General features: G+C 50.2%; 15 protein-coding genes. 12 read left to right on the forward strand and 3 right to left on the reverse strand.

What is annotated here, in order from left to right:
- Positions 1 to 20: 20 nt before the first annotated feature.
- Together yfcC and iadA are read left to right on the forward strand one after the other, a co-directional pair.
- Positions 21 to 1,520, forward strand: coding sequence for a putative basic amino acid antiporter YfcC (gene yfcC / locus ACFO4L_RS08170; RefSeq protein WP_377909192.1), 1,500 nt, complete (start codon positions 21 to 23; stop codon positions 1,518 to 1,520).
- Between the two features lie 18 nt (positions 1,521 to 1,538).
- Complete coding sequence (iadA, locus tag ACFO4L_RS08175) at positions 1,539 to 2,705, forward strand: beta-aspartyl-peptidase (protein WP_377909193.1); 1,167 nt, start codon at positions 1,539 to 1,541, stop codon at positions 2,703 to 2,705.
- Positions 2,706 to 2,794: 89 nt separating this feature from the next.
- Here the strand turns inward: iadA and ACFO4L_RS08180 are convergent, their stop codons facing one another.
- Both ACFO4L_RS08180 and ACFO4L_RS08185 read right to left on the reverse strand, forming a co-directional pair.
- Complete coding sequence (locus ACFO4L_RS08180) at positions 2,795 to 3,001, reverse strand: DUF4305 domain-containing protein (RefSeq protein WP_168008395.1); 207 nt, start codon at positions 2,999 to 3,001, stop codon at positions 2,795 to 2,797.
- A complete protein-coding gene (locus ACFO4L_RS08185; protein WP_377909194.1) occupies positions 2,998 to 3,732 on the reverse strand; it encodes a CPBP family intramembrane glutamic endopeptidase in 735 nt (244 codons plus the stop codon). Before ACFO4L_RS08185 ends, ACFO4L_RS08180 begins: the two co-directional genes overlap by 4 nt.
- 286 nt (positions 3,733 to 4,018) lie before the next feature.
- On the opposite strand from ACFO4L_RS08185, the gene groES reads away from it, so the two are divergent.
- From groES to ACFO4L_RS08225, 8 genes are all read left to right on the forward strand, one after another.
- Positions 4,019 to 4,303 (forward strand): co-chaperone GroES, encoded by a 285-nt coding sequence (gene groES / locus ACFO4L_RS08190; protein WP_377909195.1) that lies wholly within the window; start codon positions 4,019 to 4,021, stop codon positions 4,301 to 4,303.
- Between the two features lie 46 nt (positions 4,304 to 4,349).
- Entirely contained in the window at positions 4,350 to 5,987 is a 1,638-nt protein-coding gene (gene groL / locus ACFO4L_RS08195; RefSeq protein ID WP_377909196.1) for a chaperonin GroEL, read from the forward strand.
- A gap of 531 nt (positions 5,988 to 6,518) precedes the next feature.
- Positions 6,519 to 6,743: a hypothetical protein gene (locus ACFO4L_RS08200; protein ID WP_377909197.1), complete on the forward strand. Its 225-nt coding sequence runs from the start codon at positions 6,519 to 6,521 to the stop codon at positions 6,741 to 6,743.
- Between the two features lie 195 nt (positions 6,744 to 6,938).
- Positions 6,939 to 7,262, forward strand: coding sequence for a nucleotidyltransferase family protein (locus ACFO4L_RS08205; protein ID WP_377909198.1), 324 nt, complete (start codon positions 6,939 to 6,941; stop codon positions 7,260 to 7,262).
- Positions 7,238 to 7,633 carry an HI0074 family nucleotidyltransferase substrate-binding subunit gene (locus tag ACFO4L_RS08210; RefSeq protein ID WP_377909199.1) on the forward strand — a complete coding sequence of 132 codons (396 nt, stop codon included), beginning with the start codon at positions 7,238 to 7,240 and terminating at the stop codon, positions 7,631 to 7,633. The genes ACFO4L_RS08205 and ACFO4L_RS08210 overlap by 25 nt, the downstream gene beginning before the upstream one ends.
- 1,088 nt (positions 7,634 to 8,721) lie before the next feature.
- Positions 8,722 to 10,200: a betaine-aldehyde dehydrogenase gene (gene betB, locus ACFO4L_RS08215; protein ID WP_377909200.1), complete on the forward strand. Its 1,479-nt coding sequence runs from the start codon at positions 8,722 to 8,724 to the stop codon at positions 10,198 to 10,200.
- 48 nt (positions 10,201 to 10,248) lie between these two features.
- Positions 10,249 to 11,931 (forward strand): choline dehydrogenase, encoded by a 1,683-nt coding sequence (betA, locus tag ACFO4L_RS08220; RefSeq protein ID WP_377909201.1) that lies wholly within the window; start codon positions 10,249 to 10,251, stop codon positions 11,929 to 11,931.
- Between the two features lie 145 nt (positions 11,932 to 12,076).
- Positions 12,077 to 14,089 (forward strand): methyl-accepting chemotaxis protein, encoded by a 2,013-nt coding sequence (locus ACFO4L_RS08225; RefSeq protein ID WP_377909202.1) that lies wholly within the window; start codon positions 12,077 to 12,079, stop codon positions 14,087 to 14,089.
- A 42-nt stretch (positions 14,090 to 14,131) separates the two neighbouring features.
- Here ACFO4L_RS08225 and ACFO4L_RS08230 read toward each other — a convergent pair whose 3' ends face one another.
- Complete coding sequence (locus ACFO4L_RS08230) at positions 14,132 to 15,445, reverse strand: hypothetical protein (protein ID WP_377909203.1); 1,314 nt, start codon at positions 15,443 to 15,445, stop codon at positions 14,132 to 14,134.
- Positions 15,446 to 15,974: 529 nt separating this feature from the next.
- On the opposite strand from ACFO4L_RS08230, the gene ACFO4L_RS08235 reads away from it, so the two are divergent.
- Entirely contained in the window at positions 15,975 to 16,517 is a 543-nt protein-coding gene (locus tag ACFO4L_RS08235; protein ID WP_377909204.1) for a YdcF family protein, read from the forward strand.
- Positions 16,518 to 16,531: 14 nt separating this feature from the next.
- Positions 16,532 to 16,978, forward strand: coding sequence for a GNAT family N-acetyltransferase (locus tag ACFO4L_RS08240; protein ID WP_377909315.1), 447 nt, complete (start codon positions 16,532 to 16,534; stop codon positions 16,976 to 16,978).

Consider the following 16,978-nt stretch of genomic DNA (forward strand, 5'->3'; position numbering starts at 1 on the left):
TCTTGAAAGGAGTGGGAAAGATGCCGAAGAAAGGTATTCAAATGCCTCATACGTTTGTGATCATTTTTGGCGTGGTGGTGCTGGCAGCACTGATGACGTACTTGATCCCGATGGGGATGTTCGAAACAGAGGAAGTTACATATGACAACGCCGGGCAGGAAGACACGCGTACCGTGCTCATTCCGGATACGTTTGAGTACGAAACCGATGAAGCAGGAGAGCCTGCCCGCGAAGGAGTCAGCTTATTTGAGCCGTTTGGCGGCGCCGGATTTTTAAACTACATGTTCGAAGGACTCGTTTCCGGGGATAAATGGGGCTCGGCTGTCGGAGTCGTCGCCTTTATTCTTATCATCGGCGGTGCCTTTGGCATTATTATGCGGACGAAGGCGATTGATCAGGGAATCTTAGCGGTGATAGATAAGACGAAAGGAAGAGAAGCGCTGCTGATTCCCGTCATGTTTTTCTTCTTCTCACTGGGCGGTGCCGTGTTCGGCATGGGAGAAGAAGCGATTGCGTTTGCGATCATTCTCGTGCCGCTTGTCATTGCACTCGGCTACGATGCAATCACCGGCGTGATGATCACTTACGTGGCAACCCAGATCGGTTTTGCTACGTCGTGGATGAATCCGTTTGGTGTCGCTATTGCCCAGGGAGTTTCCGACGTGCCGGTGCTTTCTGGAACGCCGTTTCGCATGCTCATGTGGGCTGTGTTCACCGGTGTCGGCATTGCCTATACAATGTGGTACGCTTCCAAAGTAAGGCGTGACCCGGCCAAATCGTATTCACCGGAAGCAAATGCTTATTTTAAAAAGCATAACAATGTCCAGGATATTAACGGTAAGTTTACCGTTGGAGATTCGCTCGTCGTGATTACGCTTGCGCTCGGAATCGGCTGGATTATCTGGGGTGTCGTACGGGACGCATATTATATTCCGGAAATTGCCACGCAGTTTTTCACGATCGGGCTTGTCGCAGGTGCGATCGGCGTCATTTTCAAGCTGAATGATATGACGATCAACGATGTGGCGGAGAGCTTTGGCGAAGGTGCGCAGCAGCTGCTGCCGGCAGCGCTCGTCGTCGGGATGGCAAAAGGGATCGTCATCATCTTAGGCGGCGACGATCCGGCTGCGGCATCTGTCTTAAACACGGTGCTGTACGCTGCGGGGGGACTCGTCGATGATATGCCGGAAGTGCTGTCTGCTTCCTTTATTCTCGTCTTTCAGTCCGTCATCAACTTCTTTGTTGTATCCGGCTCCGGTCAGGCGGCGCTCACGATGCCGCTTATTGCACCGCTTGCTGACATTGCTGGCGTGACGCGTCAGGTCGCTGTCCTCGGCTTTCAGCTCGGTGACGGACTGACGAACATGATCGTGCCAACGTCCGCTGCACTCATGGGAACGCTCGGTGCAGCACGGATCGGCTGGGGAACATGGTTCCGTTTTATTTTCAAATTCCAGCTGCTTATGTTCGGACTGGCGCTGGTCTTTGTCATCGTCGCAGTCTTCATCAACTTTTCATAACACTTACGGAGGGATTGCATGTTCACGCTTATTAAAGGGGCTTCCGTGTTCGCGCCGGAGCCGCTCGGGGAAAAAGACGTGTTGATTGCGGGTGGGAAAATTGCCGCAATCGCCGATTCACTGGAAGCGCCGTCGGCAGGGGAGACGGTCGTCATCGAAGCAGAAGGACAGTTGCTTATTCCAGGGCTGATTGACAGCCATGTGCATATTATAGGCGGCGGCGGAGAAGGCGGGTATCATACGCGCACGCCAGAGCTGAAGCTTTCTGACGCGGTGAAAGCCGGGATCACGACAGTCGTCGGTGTCATCGGAACAGATGGAGCAACGAGAACGATGCCGGAACTGATCGCAAAGGCTCGGGCATTGGAAACCGAAGGCATCAGCTGTTACTGCCACGTCGGGAACTATCACGTGCCGGTGAGAACGATCACCGGCAAAATTGAAGATGATATGATGCTGATCGACCGCATTATCGGCGTCGGTGAAGTCGCGATCAGTGACCACCGCTCGTCACAGCCGACGACGGACGAGCTTGCAAAAGTAGCTTCACAGGCCCGAATCGGCGGCATGCTGTCTGGTAAGGCAGGCATCGTCAACGTGCATATTGGCGGCGGGGAAAGCAGGCTGGATCCACTGCTTGCGGTCGTTGATTCAACGGATCTGCCAATCACGAGCTTCTGCCCGACGCACGTGAACCGAACCGAAAAGCTGTTTCAGGCAGGGCTTGCATTTGCTGAACGAGGCGGTGTTATCGACTTTACGACTAGCACGATTCCGCAGTTTCTGGATGACGGGGAAGTGAACGCTCCGAAAGCGCTGCGTCGTGCGCTGGAGGCAGGCACCGATGACCGGAAGATCACGATGACGTCAGACGGTCAGGGAAGCCTCCCGGAATTTAACGCAGCAGGAGAACTGACCGGGCTTACGGTTGCCGATGTCGGCAGCCTGCAGCGCGCGCTCACAGAAGCGATAGTTACGGAAGGAGTAGCGCCGGAGCAGGCCATCCGCACCGTTACAGAAAATCCGGCCAGCGTGCTGAAGCTGCAGGATAAAGGCCGGGTCGAAGTTGGACGCGATGCAGATATGCTGCTGATGAATGAAGACTGGGAGCCTGAAACCGTGCTTGCCCGTGGACGCATCATGATGCGGGAGAGAAAAGTGCTTGTAAAAGGGACATTTGAATAAAGAATAAATGTAATGGAGCAAAAACAGCACCGTCACAGATACATCTATATACGACAAAAGAGCCAGCCGGCAATGCGGCTGGCTCCTTCCTATTTCGATCCGTTCTCGCGCCGCTCTCTGGCAGAAGCGCCGAGAAATTTAAACGCAAGGACATAATCAAATGCGGCAAACGCGATCAGAATAATGGTCAGTGCATCCATGCCTCCGGTCCGGTTCGTGCTTTGAATCGCCATGAGCACGAATACGGTACCGAGAAAGACGAACAGATACCCGTTAAAGCGCAGGGAGCCGATCATAGCAGCCAGCCTCTAACGATCAATTGAATCGACTGCTCCATTTCCTCCATCTGCTCCATGAGATCCTGGAGCTGTTCGCCAAAAATCACCTGAACGAGCATCACGAAGGAGTTGATCCCGACGTGCGCAATGATCGGTACGATAATGCGCTTCGTCTTGACATAGAGCCATGCAAACACAACGCCCATTGCCAGGTAGACGAGCAGGTGCTCAAAGTCGAGATGGATCACGGCAAACAAAAATCCGCTTCCGAGCGCTGCGATCCAAAAGCCAAAGCGCTTATACAAAGCACCGAAGATCACCATACGAAAGACAATTTCTTCAATAACAGGGCCAAGTACAGCGACCACAAAGATGACGAACGGCGCGGCGTTAGCCATGCCGACAATCATGTCGGTATTCTCGGAGCCCGGCTCAATGCCAAACGCAAACGTTTCAATTAAAGCCGCAGCATACTGGGCGAAAAACGCGAGGAAGATACCGCCGATTGACCAGAGAATTGTCTGCGGAATGTCCGCCTTGCCCTCCTGCAGCTTCGGGTTCGGCTTCGCTCGGAGCGCGAGCCAGACAATAATGAAGAAGCCAATTGTAAATCCGACCGAAATCGACTGGCCGGACAGCTGTTCCATCGATCCGTCAAACCCAAGTGCGATCAGCACAGGCATAATGACGACCGGGGAAAGCTGCATGAGAATAAAGGCTACAAGAATGAGCCAATAGTGTTTATTCAAACGGATGTCTCCCCTTCTGTAGTAAAGTCACAAGTCTAAAATCCATTGTAGCATACGAAAGTTGCCCCCGCTTTTCTCACGTTTTAACGTTTCTGTGAACGGGCATAGTAGGAAGGTGTGTGCGGTTACAAAGCCTAAAAAAATCATCCGAAAGGGTTGCAAATTTTTCTGAGGTTGATTATTATAGGAATTGTGTTAGCACTCAAATAAACCGAGTGCTAATAAGATTACTTAAATGTGAAAAAGCATGCCTGGCATGCCCAAATATTAAAGGAGGGTGTTTTCCTTGTTAAAGCCATTAGGAGATCGTATCGTAATTGAACTCGTACAGCAGGAGGAAAAGACGGCAAGCGGAATCGTACTGCCGGACTCTGCAAAAGAAAAGCCGCAGGAAGGGAAGGTCGTAGCAGTTGGTACAGGCCGTCTCACAGAAAGCGGAGAGCGCGTGGCGCTTGAGATTAAAGAAGACCAGAAAGTTTTGTTCTCTAAGTATTCTGGAACAGAAGTGAAGTACGAAGGCCGCGAACTTCTTATTCTTCGCGAAAGCGACGTACTGGCGATCATCGAATAAGGAATTCCCGTTAACACTAAATCTTTTATATGGAGGTTGATTCAGCATGGCAAAAGAAATTAAGCACAGTGAAGACGCGCGCCGCGCAATGATGCGCGGGGTAGACCGTCTTGCAGATACAGTAAAAGTAACGCTTGGACCAAAAGGACGTAACGTCGTTCTCGAGAAAAAGTTCGGTAACCCGCTTATCACGAACGACGGTGTGACAATCGCAAAGGAAATCGAACTCGAAGACAACTTCGAGAACATGGGCGCCCAGCTCGTATCCGAAGTAGCGTCTAAAACAAATGATATTGCTGGTGACGGTACAACAACAGCAACCGTTCTGGCACAGGCTATGATCAAGGAAGGCTTGAAAAACGTTACTTCCGGTGCGAACCCAATGGTGATTCGCCGCGGAATTGAAAAAGCAACTCAGGCAGCGCTTGACGAGCTGAAAAAGATCTCCAAGCCGATCGAAGGCCGTGAGTCTATCTCCCAGGTAGCTGCGATCTCTTCTGCAGATGACACTGTCGGTGAACTGATTGCAGAAGCAATGGAGCGTGTTGGAAACGACGGCGTTATCACAGTGGAAGAGTCTAAAGGCTTCTCAACAGAGCTTGAAGTCGTAGAAGGAATGCAGTTCGACCGCGGATACGCATCTCCTTACATGGTAACGGACTCTGACAAGATGGAGGCTGTTCTGGAAGATCCGTACATCCTTATTACAGATAAGAAAATCGGCAACATCCAGGAAGTACTCCCTGTGCTCGAGCAGGTTGTGCAGCAGAGCAAGCCAATCCTGATCATCGCAGAAGACGTAGAAGGCGAAGCGCTCGCAACACTCGTTGTGAACAAGCTGCGCGGCACGTTCAACGCAGTAGCAGTAAAAGCACCTGGCTTCGGTGACCGCCGTAAGTCTATGCTCGATGACATCGCGACGCTCACAGGCGGCGAAGTGATCACAGAAGACCTCGGTCTCGACCTGAAGTCTGCGCAGATTACACAGCTTGGCCGCGCATCTAAAGTCGTTGTCACAAAAGACAACACGACGATCGTGGAAGGTGCCGGCGACTCTGCGAAGATTGCAGACCGTGTCAACCAGATCAAGTCCCAGATCGAAGAAACAACATCTGACTTCGACCGCGAAAAGCTGCAGGAGCGTCTTGCTAAGCTTGCAGGCGGCGTAGCAGTCGTCAAAGTCGGTGCAGCTACAGAAACAGAAATGAAAGAGAAGAAGCTCCGCATCGAGGACGCCCTCAACTCTACGCGTGCAGCAGTAGAAGAAGGCATCGTTGCAGGTGGTGGTACAGCGCTCGTAAACGTGCTGACAGCACTGAAGACGCTCAACCTCGAAGGTGACGAAGCAACTGGTGCCAACATCGTGTACCGTGCACTGGAAGAGCCAGTTCGTCAGATCGCTGAAAACGCTGGCCTTGAAGGCTCTATCATCGTAGAACGCCTCAAAGGCGAAAGCGTCGGCATCGGCTACAACGCTGCAACTGGCGAGTACGTCGACATGGTCGAGCAAGGTATCGTAGACCCAACAAAAGTAACACGCTCTGCGCTTCAGAACGCAGCATCCGTATCCGCGATGTTCCTCACCACAGAAGCAGTCGTAGCAGAACTGCCTGAAGAGGACAACGCCGGCGGTGGCGGCATGCCTGACATGGGCGGCATGGGTGGAATGGGCGGCATGATGTAAGCCCAGTCCCCCCTTATATCAAGAGGCAGAAAGGAATTCGTTCCTTTCTGTCTTTTTTTGCTAATCGAAATTACGATTACATAGTTAGAGATTGGTCTATATTAGAGGTATACTTCAAAAATGCTCTATTGTTAAAAAATATATATTTAACGTGCATATCTCAACTGATAATATAAAAAAGTTTTACTACATAGTCACCAGATTTACCTTTCATAAACGAAATAATTACATTTAACCTATGTTTGTAATTTTATTAAGGAGTTGGATGTACAATTGCCTATTCAAAATTCTAAACTTTTAAAACCAGACCCTTTTATAATTAACGAGGACCAAATAAATGTCTTCATTGCTAATTTCCTTGAAAGAAAGGGCTTTACAAATATCAAATATCTTAATGGGAATCAAACTGGAATTGATGTACAATCTGAGAAAGGTGACTGGAAAATTTATGTCGAATCTAAAGGATCTCAAGCAAACAAACACGATAAGAGTACAGTCTTCGACTCTAATTAAATAAAGACTCATACATACATGCAAATTTGTAAGTTAATGGAATATGGAAACGATAATGATTCAAAGTTAATTTTAGCTATGGCTAATCCAGATATTCCTAGAATTAGAGATAGAGTAAGCAAAGTAGAAAGTTCTTTGGGGAAATTAGGAATAATTCAATTTTGGGTTCAGAAAGATGGAGCAATAAATATTTCTGCTGCTAAGAATAAAAATAAAATTTTAAAATTTTTAAACCTTATATAAATTCAGTATAAAAAATGCTTATTGGATAAAACTAATTACTAATGAGAGTTTTTAGAATAAAATACTATAAACTTAATGAAATCTACCATTTTCATAGAATGTTTAGAGTATAATATGATTTTTACAATTAAATTCCAATTAATCGTAATAAAAGGCTAATATGCTATACTGTGTGAAAAAAGAGGGTGGAATTGTATGGGAACGGAAGCTGCCAATAAGAAGGAGATGATGACATTACTCCGCTCTATTATAGAGAATCAACTGAGCGGAGAAAATGTGCGCGTTTATTTATTCGGCTCCTGGGCTCGTAAGCAGGAAAAGCATAGTTCGGACATTGACATCGCCGTGGAATCAGTTGATCCCATTTCACCTGCCGTATGGAACAGCTTACTTGACGAAATCGAAGAATCAGCTATTCCGTATAAAGTGGACGTTGTTGACTTGGATACTACTAATGCAGTGTTTAAAGAACGCGTGAAGAAGGAGGGAATTATTTGGAAAGATTACATCAGCGACTAGCATCAGCTGAAAAAGCACTGAACTCTTTCGAACAGCTGGCGCTACTGGATACACTTAGTGAAATTGAAAGAGATGCTGCTATTCAACGTTTTGAATTTACGTTTGAAGCAACTTGGAAAGCTGCAAAGCAATATTTATATGATGTAGAAGGAATAGACGTCGGGTCGCCTAAAGGTGTGATTCGCAGCAGCAGAGAGGTTCATCTGTTCAATGATGAAGAAGCTGTTCAAGCACTGGAAATGGTAAACGACCGTAATCTGACGGTTCATACGTACAACGAAGAGGTGGCATTCAAAATTAAGCAAAACCTCCCTCGCTATTATCAGCTTCTCAGAACTTGGACCGACCGTATGAAGCGCCATGTTAAATGAAATGTAACCAGTTCAATCAAGCAGAACAACTGCTGATAGAGAAAGGAGTATATCACCAAATGAAGCCTATCTCGATGGAATCGTATATCAAGAAACATAGCCAATCGAATCCGCACAGTAATCCTGAATCTATCAGAAAAGCGCTTCAAGAAGCGGTCAAGAGTAAGAAAAATGGTGAAACATGCAGCACATGTGGCAGCACTATATGGGCGCTTGGCAGTGTATTCGCAGGAAAAGAATGTTTTACCTGCATCACTGGAGACACGGATTCATCAGATGATTACGAGATCAGAGAAGTGTGCTGGTAGCGGCTGTTCAGATAAGAGCGTGTCTCGTCTATTCATAGCGCTAATAAGAAGTTGCAGAGAGACTGTTCAATGAAGCAATCTTGTGCCCGGAGCGTCTGGCAGCTTGAAGGTGTAAGGATATTGCGGACTTGATAATGGGAATCTTTCGCGAACGAACAAGGCGTCCGGGGCGGGCTGTAAGTTGAAGGAAGCCGGAGGCAAACAAACGAGGTAATGAACTGAATCAAGATTCAATACCAACCTGAAGCGTAAAGGATAAATCTGACAAACTGATGAAGGCTAATAAATGAAACCACCTATGCCATCTTATTTACCGTGAAGCGTCAATACAGTTGTTGTCACTGAAAGCTATAAAATAGACTGTAAACAGCACCGACTTTACAAATAAATAAGCATGTTCGATAAATGGATCCCTTCTATTTTCAGCTTGGCGAGAACTTACCTTTATGCAGCTCCTTGATGTTTTAAGGAAGGGAAGGCTCGCTCATTCTTTTCGAGGCGAGGACCGGCTTCTCAGGAGGATCAGATCGAGGCGAAAGCCGAGCCAGTTCCCTCCGAAAGCGAGTGCCCGCAGATACAGGCAGATGCGACGTGATTCACTTAAACTGACTTTGTCGACACTCTCAGACGTTATCCACCAGGATAAGGTCTTTTTTATTCCTCTCCTATTCAAAAACGTCCAGATTTCTTTTGACAAGGCAGGGTTCTCGTGTTATCGTTAAAAACGTTAAATAAATTCTTAACAAACTTAATTCACTTCAAGAACTGGAGTTGATCATAATGGATGTCAATCTAACACTGAAAAATTACATTAATGGGGAATGGGTGGACGCAAAGTCCGGCGAGACGCGCGACATCATCAATCCGTTCAATCAGGAAGTGATTGCAACGGTCCCGGAAGCAGATGAAACAGACACGAAAGAGGCGATTGCCGCAGCACGTGAAGCGTTTGATAACGGGGAATGGCCGGAGACACCGGCGACGGAGCGCGGAGCGATCGTGCGACGTATCGCGGAGCTGATCGAGCGGGACAAAGAGGAGCTTGCTTACCTCGAATCCCTTGATACCGGCAAAACAATGGACGAGAGCCGCGGCGACATGGACGATATCGCCGGCGTGTTCCGCTACTACGCAGAGCTTGCGGATAAGAACGGCGGAGAGCTGATTGATTCTCCGGTGCCGAACTCTGTCAGCAAGGTCGTTCACGAGCCGGTCGGTGTCTGCGGTCAGATTACACCGTGGAACTATCCTCTGCTGCAGGCGTCCTGGAAGCTGGCGCCGGCACTTGCAACAGGCAACACGCTCATCATGAAGCCTAGTGAGATTACACCGCTCACAACGATCAAGACGTTTGCGCTCATGGAAGAAGCCGGCGTACCAAAAGGCGTCGCAAACCTCGTCTTAGGTGCAGGCGCCACTGTCGGAAACGAGCTTTCCACAAGCAACGATGTTGATTTGATTTCCTTTACCGGCGGAATTGAAACGGGTAAGAAAATCATGCAGGCAGCGAGCGGCAACGTGAAGAAGCTGGCGCTGGAGCTTGGAGGTAAAAACCCGAACGTGATTTTCGCGGATGCTGACTTTGACTTGGCAGTGGATCAGGCGTTAAACGGTGTCTTTTTCCATGCCGGCCAAATCTGCTCAGCTGGTACGCGGCTGATTGTAGAAGAAAGCATTCACGACCGGTTCGTTGAAGCGCTTGTTGAACGCGTGAAAAAATTCCGTATTGGCAGCGGTTTTGATGAAGAAACGCAGATGGGGCCGCTGATTTCGGCGGAGCATCTGGCGAAGGTAGAGAAGTATGTCGAAACCGGCATCAAAGAAGGCGCTACGATCGCTGTCGGCGGCGGACGCCCGGAAGATCCGGAGCTTCAAAACGGCTTCTTCTACCTGCCGACGATTTTCACCGGCTGCACGACCGATATGGACATCGTGCAGGAGGAAGCGTTCGGCCCGATCATCACGGTCGAAACATTTACGACCGAGCAGGAAGCCGTGAAGCTTGCGAATGATTCCATTTATGGACTCGCCGGCGGTGTATTCACACAGGATACGGTGAAGGCAGAGCGCTGTGCGGCTAAGATGCGCATGGGCACCGTCTGGATCAATGAATTTAATCTGTACTTCCCGCACGCGCCGTGGGGCGGCTACAAGCAGTCCGGCATTGGCCGCGAACTCGGAAGACTCGGAATTGAAGAATATACGGAAACAAAGCATATTTTCCAAAACCTGAAGCCGGAGCCGCTTCACTGGTTTTAATTACAGCCGCTTAGGCACACAGACTGGAACATCAAGGAGGAATCGATCATGAGTGAACGTTACGATTATGTCATTGTAGGGGGCGGAAGTGCCGGATCTGTACTCGGCAACCGTCTCAGTGAAGATGGAAAGAAAAGTGTTCTCGTACTGGAAGCGGGACGAAGCGACTATAACTGGGATCTGCTGATTCAAATGCCGGCGGCTCTGCCTTTCCCGGCAGGAAAGAGCCTGTACGACTGGAAATACGAATCAGAGCCGGAGCCGCACATGAACGGACGCCGCATCAAGCACGCTCGCGGAAAAGTACTAGGCGGATCAAGTTCGATTAACGGAATGATCTATCAGCGGGGCAACCCGAAGGACTATGAGCGCTGGGGCGCAGATGAAGGCATGGATACGTGGAACTTCGCTCACGTGCTGCCTTACTTTAAGCGTCTGGAGAATGCGCTCGCTTCTCCAAAAGATGATGAGATGCGCGGCCATGACGGTCCGATCAAGCTGGAGCGAGGACCGGCAACGAACCCGCTGTTCCAGGCCTTCTTTAATGCAGGTGTGGAAGCAGGGTACAACAAAACGGCTGACGTGAACGGCTTCCGTCAGGAAGGCTTCGGACCGTTTGATAAGCACGTTTACAAAGGACAGCGCATGTCCGCATCACGTGCGTATCTCCATCCTGTGATGGACCGTGAGAACCTGACGGTCATGACGCGCGCCTTCGTTCAAAGCATTGATTTTGAGGGCAAGCGTGCAAAAGGACTCACGTATAAGCGCAACGGTAAAATTCATCAGGTCGAAGCAGGGGAAGTCGTGCTTGCAGGCGGTGCGATCAATACGCCGCAGCTGCTTCAGCTGTCCGGTGTCGGTAACGCTGAGCACCTGCGCTCATTAGGCATCAAGCCGGTAATCGATCTGCCGGGCGTCGGTGAAAACCTGCAGGACCACCTCGAAGTGTATGTGCAGCACACGTGCCCGGAACCGGTATCTGAGCAGCCGAACCTGAACAAGCTGAAAATGCCGTTCATTGGTCTGCAGTGGATGCTCGGCCGTAAAGGTCCGGCGGCAACGAACCACTTTGAAGGCGGCGGGTTTGTCCGCTCCAACGATCTCGTGGACTATCCGAACCTGATGTTCCACTTCCTGCCGGTAGCGGTTCGCTACGACGGGGAGAAGGCGAAGACAAAGCACGGCTTCCAAGTACACATCGGACCAATGTATTCCGATGCACGCGGATCGCTTAAGATTCGTTCCAAGGATCCAAAAGAGCATCCAAGTATGGTATATAACTACCTGTCGACTGACCAGGATCGCCGTGAGTGGGTAGAAGCGATCCGCATCACGCGCCACATTATGTCCCAGCCGGCCATGAAAAAGTACAACGGCGGTGAAATTTCGCCTGGACCTTCTGTTCAGACTGAAGAAGAAATCCTCGACTGGGTACGGGAAGATGCAGAAACAGCCTTGCACCCTTCCTGCACAGCGAAGATGGGGCCGGAGTCTGACCCGATGGCCGTTGTGGACCCAGAGTCCATGCGTGTGCACGGTCTGGAAAACGTCCGCGTAGCAGATGCGTCTGCGATGCCATATGTGACAAACGGCAACATTCACGCACCTGTTCTTATGCTGGCTGAAAAAGCTGCAGATCTCATCCAGGGCAAGAAGCCGCTTGATCCAATTGAAATGGATTACTATCAGCACGGGGTTCACCCGGCAGATGCTGGCACAGTAAAATAATCGTTTCGTAAAGAGAAGGCCTTGGCGCCTTCTCTTTTTTATGGATAAATAGTTAAAATATACTATGAAAATAGATGTAAATATGTGAAGTTTCTGTTCTCCCTTCCGATATAAAGAGAGACTATTGGAAGAGAGGAAGAAGTATATGAAGCTATCCATACGCACAAAGCTGCTCAGCTTTATCCCAATCATGGTGGTTGTCGTCCTGTTGATCACAGGGCTTAGCTACAGCTTTGCTAAAGGTGAAATAGAGGATCAGATCGAGGAAAGACTTGCGCGGCAGGCGGGAGAAACGGCACAGGGAATGAACCGTGAACTTGCCGAGCATCAGCGCATCGGTGAAACGCTCGCGGAAGTCGCCGGGACAGAAGGTTCAGCGTTCAGTCAGGCAGATTACGCAGCTTTACAGGAACGTCTCGTGCAGCTGAACGATGCTACATTCGGCATCGGCGTCTGGTTTGAGCCTTTCGCCTATGACGCAGATACGGAGTATTTCGGTCCTTACAGCTACGAAGACGGAGACAATGTCGTGTTTACGGATGAATATGAGACCGCTGACTACGACTATCCGTCCCACGACTGGTATGAAGCAGGCGTTGCAGCAGGGGAAGCGGCTTGGACAGAGCCGTATTACGATGAGGCGCTCGACACGGTTCTCGTGACGACGAGCACGCCGTTTTACAGCGGAACCGGTCAGCTGGAAGGTGTTATCTCGAGTGACATGGATGCGGCTAACATTCAGCAGATGGCAGAAACATTGGAAGTCGGCGAGAGCGGCTGGGCGTTTCTCATAGATGGAACCGGCACGTTCCTCGCCCATCCGAATGCCGATACGCTGGAGAACGATCCCGCGCTTGCGTCCTTGAGCGATCAGTTTGGTGACAGCGGGACACAATCCGTCACGTTTGCGAATGGAGATGCCGTCGTATCGCACGTGCCGCTCGATGCTACCGGCTGGACACTCGGACTTGTTTTGCCGGAAGCAGAAGTCTATGCCGGGCTGAATGCGCTGCTGCGAAACATCGCGGTTACAGCGGGTGTCCTGCTTCTGCTCACAGGCGCGGCGATGGCTGTGCTTGCAGGGCGTATCACAAAACCGATCCGGGCTTTGAATGAGGAAGTAAAACACGTCGCAGAGGGCGATTTGTCCCGCCAGCTGACGGTTGCATCGCGTGACGAAACCGGTGAGCTGACAAAGAGCTTTAACGTCATGGTCGCAAACTTACGCTCGCTCGTCGAATCAGTCAAGCAGTCGGTGAACACCTCAGCAGATGCGGTGGAACAGCTCAGTGCTGTCTCAGAGGAAACGATGGCATCCAGTGAAGAGATTTCCCGGGCGATTCAGGATGTCGCAGATGGAGCGACAAACGCGGCAGCCTCTGCCGAGCAGTCCTCACAAAAAACAACGGACTTATCTGGTCAGCTGACGGCCCTTGCATCGATCACTGCCTCGTTAAACCGGCAGGCGAGAGAGGTGCAGGAGACGAATGAAGCAGGCAGCGGCCAGACGAACGAGCTGCAGCAGAAGGCAAAGCAGACGGATGCGATGATCAGCCGCGTAGAAGATACGGTGCGGGAGCTGAGCAGCCGTATGGGGGAGATCTCCTCGATCGTCAATACAATCACTTCCATTTCCGAACAGACGAACCTGCTTGCTTTAAATGCATCGATTGAAGCGGCAAGAGCTGGAGAGCACGGTCGCGGCTTCGCCGTCGTGGCAGAGGAAGTACGAAAGCTTGCTGAAGAAACGTCCAGTGCTACAGGCCATATCCGGCGATCGATGGAGGACATTCAGGAACAGACAAAGACCGCCGCTGGCGAAATGGGCAGCGTCCGTGCGCTTTCGGGGGAGCAGTTTGCGATCACGGAGACGACTGTCGCCTCCTTTGCGACCATCGCCGAACGCAATGAGCAGATGAGCATGCTCGTTGCGCAGATGAACGATGGTATCACTGGGATTGAACGGAATAAAGAAGAGGTCGTCGGTGCGATTTCCCACATCGCGTCGGTCGTGGAAGAGAGTGCAGCTGCTTCTGAAGAAGTGAGCGCTTCGGCCGAAGAGCAGCTTCAGGCGCTGAAAACGGTCGCGTTTTCAGCTGAGGATCTGCAGCAGGCGAGCGAAAAGCTGAAGCAGCAGATCGAACAGTTTAAAGCATAGAAAACAGGCGCCCGTGATGAGTGTGGTCACAGGCGCCTGTTTTTAGTCTTCTTCTTTTTTCTCTTGCTCTTTTTCCTGCTCCTGCAGATATTCCTTGCGTTTTCGCTGTCGGTAGCCGTACGTGCCTTTCAGCACCGTTTCTTCGTCCTCGAGTCCAGCCCCGATTGCACCGATCACTGTTGCGAGACTCGTCACGAGCCAGGACAGATAAACGTAGTACCCAAAGCCGGCTTCCCGGCCGATGCCATCTTCTGATTCCAGCAGATCGGGCGGAATGAAGAGAAAGACCGCAATCAGAAAACAGGCGAGCAGGATAAAGTAATAGACAGCGACGCCCAGCCCGATCGTGAACAGGGTTGAATAGTTATGAAGCTTTATGAGCGACCGTTTATCCGGAGAGTCGCTCTTCTTCTCCCAGAGGCCGTGGGCGAGAATGATCCAAGAGGTCATCGCGCAGTACGAAATCACCATCAGCGTGATGGCTCTCGTTAAGGTATAATGATCGGCGAGCATCCAGACGGTCGGAAAGATGAGGGCGTAGGCCCCGGTCGCAAATGCGATAGCCACGACGCTTTTAAACGTACTGATCACCTGCCACGGGTGGTTGGCACGCACCATGCCGGTCGTGACTCTGAAATAGCCGTTTCCTTTTGGGCGCGCGCAATAGCGCACAGCAGTATCCTCGTTATCTTCAGTGACGACGCGGCTGATCGGCAGCAGTTTTTTTTGCGGTCCGCGTTTGATCAGCTCCCGGGAATTGAGGCTGTGCAGCTCCTTGCGCTTCGCTTTGGAGAGGCCGTCAATCCGCTTTTGCTCATTGTCCCGGACGGTTTCCGACGTTCCATGATGCATCTCACTGATCAGCTGCAGCGTAGAGGATCGTACTCGCTTATATAGCGGTGCAATGCCGAGAGCCGGAAAGGAAATTTGAGCGATCGCTTCGGAATCGTCAACCTCTGCAACGAGAAATTCGTTATCTTTAAACAGCGGAATGTCCGTGATGGCGACCGTGTAATCCCACTCCTTTTGGTCGGCGATCCGCTGGGCATGCTGCATCGTTTTATCAGCGTCTTCTTCAATGCCGACGTAGGAATCGACGACGACTTCCACCTTCCATGTGTACGCATCGTCCACGTAATCCTGAAGCAGGTTGGATAAATCGTTGGAAAGCTTATTGGATAAGTCAGAAGCCGCTTCCGGAGCCGGTACAATGCCAACGATAAGCTCCTCTTTAGAAGCATCGTCCGATTCGCTGTCCGGCATCGATTCCTCTTCTTCCTCTTCACGTTCTTCAGATGTTTTCTCCTCTTCCTGACTATCCTGGTATTTTTCTTTTTGTTCTTCTTCCTGCTGCAACAACAAAACCTCCTTTATCATCTGACGTTGTATAGGCATGTTCTAACTACCGTATATACCCTTCTTCATGCGAATTTAATCATAGGTCAAAAGGATATTAATAGTATCTTTGTTGAAGCGGAGGTAAGTAGCTTCCTTTATAAAAATGAGCCCTGTGATTAAAAGACACCGCTGAATAAACAACCAAGTTTGGCAAGTAAAAGGGATTTACTGTAAAATAAACAACCGTAACGCAGTTGTTCTCACAGAGTGCTGCATGGCTTTACATTGTTTTATTGGTGACTGGCGGATGAGAGCGCTGATGAGCAGAATCGCTCTAAGCGTTCCGTTTTAATTTTCTAAGTGGTTTGAAAGGAAAAGCGAAAACAGATCGTAAAGCAACGTGAAAGAACGAGCTTCCTGACTATGAGTGCGTTTGCCGGAAACTTTCTCATCCTCCCGTAATACGAAAACACAAGAACCTTCTCTTATTCGAGCAGGAATAGCAGTGAACGTGCAGAAGTGTTAACGAGTGAAAGGAAGGAAGCAGATGAATCCATACGATTGCATCACGGATTTTATATACGCAGATCATCCGCCAGAAGAGGCTGACATGATCGTGATACCCGGTTCGGATCACCTGCCGCTCGCTCGGAAAGCAGCCGAGCTGTATCATAACGGGTTTGCAGCGCGGATTCTGGTCACTGGCGGACAGCCGGCGCACATGCAAGAGAGCGAGTGGTCGTTTTTATCAAGGGAGTTACGGCAGCTTGGCGTACCCGATGACGCCCTTATCAAAGAAGATAAAGCGCTGAATACGTTTGAAAATGCAGTATTTGCAAAAGAGGCAGCCGACGAGAAGGGCATACCTTATAGAAGGCTGTTAATTCCGGCGAAGGCGAGTCACGCGAGGCGGGTGCTGCTCACGTTTCAGGCGCGTTTCCCGGCCGATACGGAATGTTTCATCGTTTCCGTTCCGGACAGGGGCGGTGTAACCGCGTTAAACTGGATGTATTCAGAAGCAGGAATCGAGAGGACGATGCTTGAAGTCGAAAAAATCGGACGGTATTTCAAACAGGAGGTGGGCAGATGACCAGTATTGAAGGCATAAAGGTAAATGTCATTCAGTCACAGCAGGACCTTGAACAGGCATTTTCCATTCGGCGAAGTGTCTTTATCGATGAGCAGCAGGTGCCGCCTGAAGATGAATTTGATGAGAACGATACCCTTACAGCAGACTGTGTCCATGTTTTGGCAGAGGCAGATGGGGAGGCGGCAGGGACCGGTAGAATGAGACGCTCTGATACATACGGGAAACTGGAGCGGATCTGCATGCTGCCGCATTACCGCGGCCGCGGAATCGGTCAGGCGGTTATAGGGGCACTGGAGCGGGAAGCAGCCGCCAAGGGCCTTGAAGCGGTCAAGCTTCACGGACAGACGCACGCAGAAGGCTTTTATCAAAAACTTGGCTATGAAACGGTGTCGGATGTGTTTATGGAAGACGGGATTCCGCACATTGTTATGACAAAACAGCTGAACGAACAGGAGGAGTAA

Source organism: Bacillus daqingensis (genome assembly GCF_042654445.1).
GTDB lineage: Bacteria > Bacillota > Bacilli > Bacillales > Salisediminibacteriaceae > Alkalicoccus > Alkalicoccus luteus.